Origin of the sequence: Streptomyces sp. SID14478 (assembly GCF_010548525.1) — a bacterium.
In the GTDB taxonomy this organism is placed as follows: domain Bacteria; phylum Actinomycetota; class Actinomycetes; order Streptomycetales; family Streptomycetaceae; genus Streptomyces.
The window spans coordinates 1-331 of the sequence record NZ_JAAGMG010000513.1; the positions used below are offsets into that span (position 1 = coordinate 1).

At 70.7% G+C, this 331-nt stretch carries 1 pseudogene; it reads right to left on the bottom strand.

Annotated features, from left to right (window positions below):
- Positions 1–327: pseudogene (locus G3I40_RS16525) on the bottom strand (branched-chain amino acid ABC transporter permease/ATP-binding protein); the annotation flags it as partial.
- Positions 328–331: the final 4 nt, after the last annotated feature.

Consider the following 331-nt stretch of genomic DNA (forward strand, 5'->3'; position numbering starts at 1 on the left):
GGCGAGCGCGAGTCCCGCGAGCCCGAACAGGATGACCGGCACCTGCACGGACTCCGTCACGTAGTCGCTGATGAGGTGCGGGACGACGGCGAACGTCAGCCCGGCGACCACCGCGAACTGCGGCCTGCGCACCCCCGCGGCGACCACCACGGCAAGCCAGATGAGCCCCGTCATCGCCGTGAAGTCGGTCGCCGTGATCCGGGTGTTGTACGACGCGTACATCACACCGCCGAAACCGGCGAGACCCGCCGACACCGTGAACAACAGCAGCTTGGTGCGCACGACCGACACCCCGGATGCCATCGCCGCGGCCGGCGCCGAGCGCACCGCC